The sequence below is a fragment of the Mycoavidus sp. HKI genome (assembly GCF_020023735.2).
GTDB lineage: Bacteria > Pseudomonadota > Gammaproteobacteria > Burkholderiales > Burkholderiaceae > Mycoavidus.
The window spans coordinates 375681-382500 of the sequence record NZ_CP076444.2; the positions used below are offsets into that span (position 1 = coordinate 375681).

Here is a 6820-nt window from a genome sequence, read left to right on the forward strand (position 1 = left end):
ATGCGGCTGCTTTAACTTAATCGCTTTGTCAAAGCAGCCGCACATCTTCACAACTTAGATACGCGCGTTTGCCTAAACATTAAACAAAAAATTCATCACATCTCCATCGCGTACTTTGTACTCCTTCCCCTCAGCTCGCATTTTGCCTGCCTCTTTTGCACCTTGCTCGCCTTTATAAGCAATGAAATCGTCAAATGCGATTGTCTGCGCACGAATAAAGCCACGCTCAAAATCAGTGTGAATCACCCCAGCTGCTTGAGGTGCAGTATCCCCTATGCGGATGGTCCAAGCGCGTACTTCTTTAACGCCTGCCGTGAAATAGGTTTGTAATCCAAGCAATTTAAAGCCGGCGCGAATCACGCGGTTGAGCCCTGCTTCATCCATCCCCATATCGGCCAAGAAGATGGCTTTATCTTCGTCAGGCAGCTCAGAAATTTCTGCTTCAATCGCCGCACATACTGCAACGACTGGCGCTTTTTCCGATTCTGCATGGCGTTTGACCATGTCAAACAAGGGATTGTTATCAAAGCCATCCTCTTTCACATTGGCGATATACATCGTTGGCTTGGCGGTGATTAGACATAAGGTTTTGAGTAAGACGCGTTCATCGTCTGACAAATCAAGTGCGCGCACAGGCTGTACGGCATCTAGCTGTTTTTGTATTTTCTCGAGCAAAATGACATACTTTGCTGCTTCCTTATCGCCACCTGATTTTGCTGCTTTTGAATAACGTGATAACGCTTTTTCAACTGTGCCTAAATCCGCTAGCGCAAGCTCAGTATTAATCACTTCAATATCCGCGAGGGGATTAATTTGACCTGCGACATGCACTACATTCGGGTCATCAAAGCAGCGTACAACATGGGCGATAGCGTCCGTTTCACGGATATTGGCTAGAAATTTATTGCCGAGTCCTTCACCTTTCGAGGCGCCTGCAACTAAGCCTGCAATATCGACAAATTCAACAATCGCAGGCACGGTACGCTCGGGCTTGACGATATCGGCGAGGGCCGTCAGTCGTTCATCGGGTACTTCGACTATCCCCACGTTTGCTTCGATCGTGCAAAATGGGTAGTTTTCGGCGGCAATGCCGGCTTTGGTTAGGGCGTTAAAAAGAGTCGACTTGCCGACGTTAGGCAGGCCGACGATGCCGCATTTGAGACTCATGACATCCTTTCAGAGATAAGGCCTGTTTTACAGGCGAGCAATAAGAATAAGTAAAATGGATGGCTATAATAGCAGGATGATCGAATCTCAAAGTTTTCAGATAGTTGTAGTGGGGGGAGGGCTGGTTGGTAAAACAGCCGCTCTGGCATTTGCGCAATTGGGGTTGCGGGTGGCTTTGCTCGCTCCGACAGTGAGTGCACCGGCGGCTTTTAATTCCCGTGTTTATGCGCTTTCGGCAAGCGCTCAAACTTTATTTGAGCAATTACGGATCTGGCAGGCCCTCGATCCTGCGCGCTTGGCTCCTGTCTACGATATGCGTATCTATGGCGATGCGTTGGCTGAGTTGCACTTTTCCGCTTTTCAGGCGCATGTGCCGCAGTTGGCATGGATCACTGAAGCCTCGTTGCTTGAGTCGGCATTGGATACGGCGTTGCGGTTTCAGCCGAGTTTGGTTTGGCTAGATCGCCGTGCGCATCATTTTTCGGTTTTGCCTGAGCGAGCTTTACTTGAGTTGGATGATGGCCAAGTACTCAACACTCAGCTTGTGGTTGGCGCGGATGGCGCCCAATCGTGGGTACGTACTCAAATGGGGGGGAAGCTTGTGCGGCGCGATTATCAGCAAATAGGCATTGTCGCTAACTTTAAGACTGAAAAGCCACATCGTGAAACTGCTTATCAATGGTTCCATAAGGGCGAACTTATTGCCTTATTGCCATTGCCGGAGAATCATGTATCGCTTGTCTGGTCAGCGCATGAGCAGCATGCCCAAGACTTGCTGGCACTGGATGAAATTGCTTTTTCAGCTGAGCTTGAAGCGGTCGTAGGAAATCGGTTTGGTGCCCTTAAGTGTGTGTCTCAGAGACAAGGTTTTCCGCTCAGTTTGCAAAAGGTTGAGCGTCTGATTGCACCGCGGGTCGCGTTGGTCGGGGATGCTGCGCATTTGATTCATCCTCTGGCGGGCCAGGGGATGAATCTTGGTTTACGCGATGTGGCGGAATTAGCTCAGATTCTCGCCGGCAAAGAGCCATTTCGGGATTTGGGCGACATGACGCTACTGCGCCGTTATGAACGTTCTCGGCGCGAGGATATTCAGAAATTGTCGTTCGTAACAGATGGTTTGCATCGGCTTTTTTCATGGCCTGGTGGGTTTGTGCGCGGCATACGCAACGCCGGCATGACGTTACTAAACCAGCAATCTTTTATCAAGCGCAAATTGGTTGCCTCCGCACTGGGTTTATGAAGCTAATACACTATACGATTATTCCTAAACATCCCGCAGCACATCTTTTTGAAGTGACGCTCACGGTGCTTGATCCTGACCCGGTAGGGCAGCGTTTTATGCTGCCCGTGTGGATTCCAGGCAGCTATAAGGTGCGTGAATTCGCGCGCCATATCGTGACAATAAAGGCGCACTCGGTAGCCACCGGGCGCCAGGTTCCGCTGCAGAAAATTGATAAGCATAATTGGCAAGCAGCGCCGGTTAAAGGGGCGTTGATACTGACTTATGAGGTGTACGCGTGGGAGATGTCGGTGCGTGCTGCCCATCTTGATGACACAATTGGTTTTTTTAATGGCACGAGTGTTTTTTTAGCCGTGCTTGGCCAGCAGGCGGCACCTTGTTGTGTTGAGATAAAAGCGCCGCTTGGAGCGGCATATCACGATTGGCGGGTTGCGACTACATTGGCTGAAGCCGAAGCTACACACCGCCATGGTTTTGGTGAATATCGCGCAGCTAACTACGATGAATTGATTGATCATCCAGTCATGTTGGGTGAGTTTGCGCTAGCGTGTTTTGATGCGCATCGGGTAGCGCATGAGGTTGTCATTGCAGGAAAGGTGCCAGCGCTTGATTTGGCGCGGTTAACGCAGGATTTGCAGCGTATCTGCGAAACCCAGATCGCGTTTTTTGAACCGGAAACACAATATGCGCCATTTAAGCGTTATGTGTTTATGACAATGGCGCTGACCGACGGTTTCGGTGGTCTTGAGCATCGCGCTTCGTCAGCTTTGATTTGTAAGCGTAGTGATTTACCGGCTATCGGGTGTGCGCCAGACAAGATGACGGATGGGTATCGCGATTTCCTTAGTTTGTGTAGTCACGAATATTTTCATAGTTGGAATGTGAAACGGATCAAGCCGGCTACATTTGCTTCCTATGATCTTGCCCATGAAAATTACACGACGCTACTCTGGTTATTTGAAGGTTTCACCTCTTATTATGATGATCTGATGCTTGTGCGCAGTGGGCTCATGACCATGCCGGATTATTTTGCGTTGCTGGGTAAGACCTTGGCAAAAGTGTTGCGCGGTAGTGGCCGGTTTAAGCAAAGTGTTGCTGAGAGCTCATTCGATGCTTGGACTAAATATTATATGCAAGATGAGAATGCAGCCAATGCGATTGTGAGTTATTACCAAAAAGGGGCATTGATTGCGCTGGCTTTTGATCTTACCATCCGAGCCCAGACTGAATCTACTCGATCGCTGGATGACGTGATGCGGTTACTATGGCAGCGCTATGGCCGTGATTTTTATCAGCACCAACCGGTGGGCATTACTGACGATGAAATTGAGGCTCTATTGCATGAAGCCACGGGTGTTGATCTATCCGAGTTGTATCAGGACGCGGTGTATGGCACCAATGATTTGCCACTAGCAGAGCTATTGGCGCCATTCGAGGTGGCGCTTGAGGCTGATATGGCAAATCATTTGCCGTCACTTGGCATGCGCGTGCGCGAAGGTGTGTGGATTGAGGTTGTATATGAGGGCGGTGCGGCGCAACGAGCTGGCTTGTCAGCAGGAGATAGATTAGTTGCGCTTGACGGCTTGCGCGTGAATGGCAGTAATCTCGATGCGCTGCTGGCACGCTACCAAACAGCAGATCAGTTTGAGGTGCATATTTTCCGGCGTGATGAATTGCGTTGCGTGCAGCTCACGCTAGACCCGCCAGAGGTTGCGAGTTACCACTTACATCCTTCGGAGTCGCGCAGTGAGGCGTGCAAATGGCGCGCTGCATGGTTATCTGGATAAGCGTACTTAAATTGCTTGCACATCTCTCAAATTTGGTTAATAATTAAACCAATCAGATTATTCTGTGAGGGAAAAAATGGCGCACGCGCTCAATTTGAAAGAACTAAGGAACTTGGTGATGGCAATAGCAATATTTGATACTTTAAAGTTTTCTAAGCGCTTAAAGGAAGCGGGTGTTCCAAGTGCTCAAGCTGAGGCTGAAGCAGAGGTTCTGTCAGAGATATTTGCCGTCAATTTGCAAGAATTGCCAACCAAAGAAGATTTGCATGCAGTTAAAGACGAGCTGCGACACGAAATTAGTGATTTACGTAAAGATATGGACCTCAAGTTTGAGCAAACAACATCTACTCTTCGAGGTGATATATCTAACAGTAAGTTTGAGCTTTTAAAATGGTTTATAGGAATCGCTATTGCGCAGGTTGGTTTGATTATCGGCATATTGAAATTTTTGCCGGGTAATATTTAGTTTGATACCGCGGTTTAGGACAATTCAGACTGATAAGACAAATCTGCAGTTGCGGGCAGCCGCCAATTAATTGCGGGCCGTTGAGTATTGACTAAGCATTCGTTGGCGAGCTTAAAATGCTGGCAGCCGAGAAAACCTCGATACGCAGAGAGTGGTGATGGATGAGGGGCTTCGAGTATTTTATGCTTGCTTGGATCTAGCAATACGCGTTTAGTTTGCGCGTGTGAGCCCCAAAGTAGGAAAATCAAACGCTCATGTTGGGTGGCAAGCTGCTGAATTAGCGTATCAGTACACGATTCCCATCCCCGTTTTGCATGGCTACCCGCGCGGCCGCGCTCTACGGTTAAAACGGTATTCAATAAGAGTACGCCCTGACGCGCCCAACTTTCTAGGCAACCGTGCGATGGTATTGGGTGGCCAAAGTTAGCGTTAAGTTCTTTGAAAATATTGCGTAATGACGGAGGAGGGCGGACTCCAGGCGGCACTGAAAATGCAAGCCCATGCGCCTGAGGAGTGCCGTGTTCTTCGCCGTGATAGGGATCTTGGCCGATGATCACTACTTTTACCTCGGCTGGTGATGTCAAATTTAATGCATGAAACACATCGTTTGGATAAATCGTCTTACCTTGTGCGCGTTCGCCATCCACAAAACGGCACAGTGCCGGATAGCTTGGGCTGGCGATAAATGACGCCATGCAATCGCGCCATGCAATCGGCAGCGCGGTAAATTGAGAGGCTAAGCCGGTTTCAAGTTTGGTAATACACATAATCAATTAATGAGTTGCAGCGCGATCCAGAAAATTCTTCAATAAAGCGTGTCCATGTTCCGTCAGAATCGATTCAGGATGAAACTGTACACCTTCAAGCGCCAGTGTTTTATGCCTGATGCCCATAATCTCTCCATCAACGGTGGTGGCCGTGACGTCTAGGCAAGCGGGCAACGTTGCCCGCTCTAGCGCGAGGGAGTGGTAGCGGGTTACTTTAAAGCGCCTTGGTAAATGCGTAAAGACGCCCTTGCCATCGGTTTCAATCTCGCTGGTTTTGCCATGCATGATGGTTTGTGCGCGGACCACGCGGCCACCGAAGGCGGCACCAATCGCCTGATGTCCAAGGCAGACCCCAAGAATAGGCAGTTTGCCAGTAAATTCACGCAGTACCTCAAGGGTGATGCCGGCATGATGCGGATCGCTTGGGCCGGGCGATAAGCAGAGGTAAGTAGGATTTAAAGCCGCGATTTCAGCAAGCGTAATTTCATCATTGCGCACAGTCAGAACTTCTTCGCCTAACTCGCCAAAATATTGCACGAGATTGTATGTAAAGGAATCGTAATTGTCGATCATCAGCAACATCTTAAAACCCCATGTCTAATCACCGCCAATCACCGGAATCCAGTTGTAGCCTTCTGCGGCAAGAGAGAGGAATTCAATTTCGGTCATTTTGATAACTGCTTACGCATGGCCTCGATGACGGTTCGATAATCGGGTTGTCCAAAAATCGCCGAGCCAGCGACAAAGGTATCTGCCCCCGCTGCTGCAATGGCTGCGATGTTGTCAAGCTTGACGCCGCCATCTACTTGAAGGCGGATCTCGCGTCCGGTTTTAGCCGTATGCGCGTCAATGCGAGTACGCACTGCCCGCAATTTATTGATCGCTTCAGGAATAAATGATTGACCGCCAAAACCAGGATTCACCGACATAATCAAAATCAGATCAAGTCGATCCATCAGATGATCAAGGTAATGCAGTGGAGTCGCTGGATTAAAAGCCAGACCTGCTTGGCAGCCATGATCTCGAATGAGCGTGAGAGTGCGGTCAATATGGTCAGAAGCTTCTGGGTGAAAACTAATAATATTAGCGCCTGCTTTAGCAAAATCAGAGGCAATTCGATCTGTTGGCCGCACCATCAAATGCACATCAATCGGTACTTTCGCGTGCGGACGGATGGCCTCGCAGACCATCGGGCCGACCGTTAAATTCGGCACATAGTGGTTATCCATCACATCAAAATGAATCCAGTCGGCGCCAGCGTCAATGACTTGACGCACCTCTTCGCCAAGACGGGCAAAGTCGGCAGATAAAATGCTTGGGGCGATTCGATATTGCTTCATAAAATGAGTGTGAGTAAAGAGTGTGCCAGCAGAGAAAAACAATACTCGGTATT

At 49.1% G+C, this 6820-nt stretch carries 7 protein-coding genes; 3 read left to right on the plus strand and 4 right to left on the minus strand.

Going from position 1 to position 6820, the window contains the following annotated elements:
• Window positions 1-72 precede the first annotated feature (72 nt).
• Window positions 73-1167, minus strand: a complete 1095-nt coding sequence (ychF, locus tag KMZ15_RS01525) for a redox-regulated ATPase YchF (RefSeq protein ID WP_223693443.1) — start codon at window positions 1165-1167, stop codon at window positions 73-75.
• A gap of 76 nt (window positions 1168-1243) precedes the next feature.
• Here ychF and KMZ15_RS01530 point away from each other — a divergent pair, with 76 nt between their 5' ends.
• The 3 genes from KMZ15_RS01530 (at window position 1244) to KMZ15_RS01540 (ending at window position 4660) form a co-directional block, all read left to right on the plus strand.
• Window positions 1244-2407, plus strand: a complete 1164-nt coding sequence (locus tag KMZ15_RS01530) for a UbiH/UbiF family hydroxylase (RefSeq protein WP_223693445.1) — start codon at window positions 1244-1246, stop codon at window positions 2405-2407.
• Complete coding sequence (locus KMZ15_RS01535; RefSeq protein WP_223693447.1) at window positions 2404-4194, plus strand: M61 family metallopeptidase; 1791 nt, start codon at window positions 2404-2406, stop codon at window positions 4192-4194. Before KMZ15_RS01530 ends, KMZ15_RS01535 begins: the two co-directional genes overlap by 4 nt.
• A gap of 76 nt (window positions 4195-4270) precedes the next feature.
• Window positions 4271-4660, plus strand: coding sequence for a CCDC90 family protein (locus KMZ15_RS01540; RefSeq protein WP_223693449.1), 390 nt, complete (start codon window positions 4271-4273; stop codon window positions 4658-4660).
• A gap of 14 nt (window positions 4661-4674) precedes the next feature.
• Here KMZ15_RS01540 and KMZ15_RS01545 read toward each other — a convergent pair whose 3' ends face one another.
• The 3 genes from KMZ15_RS01545 to rpe all read right to left on the minus strand — a co-directional run bounded on the left by KMZ15_RS01545 (window position 4675) and on the right by rpe (window position 6767).
• Window positions 4675-5427, minus strand: a complete 753-nt coding sequence (locus tag KMZ15_RS01545) for a uracil-DNA glycosylase (RefSeq protein ID WP_223693451.1) — start codon at window positions 5425-5427, stop codon at window positions 4675-4677.
• Window positions 5428-5433: 6 nt separating this feature from the next.
• A complete protein-coding gene (locus tag KMZ15_RS01550; protein ID WP_223693453.1) occupies window positions 5434-6009 on the minus strand; it encodes an aminodeoxychorismate/anthranilate synthase component II in 576 nt (191 codons plus the stop codon).
• Window positions 6010-6092: 83 nt separating this feature from the next.
• Window positions 6093-6767: a ribulose-phosphate 3-epimerase gene (rpe, locus tag KMZ15_RS01555; RefSeq protein ID WP_223693455.1), complete on the minus strand. Its 675-nt coding sequence runs from the start codon at window positions 6765-6767 to the stop codon at window positions 6093-6095.
• Window positions 6768-6820 lie beyond the last annotated feature (53 nt).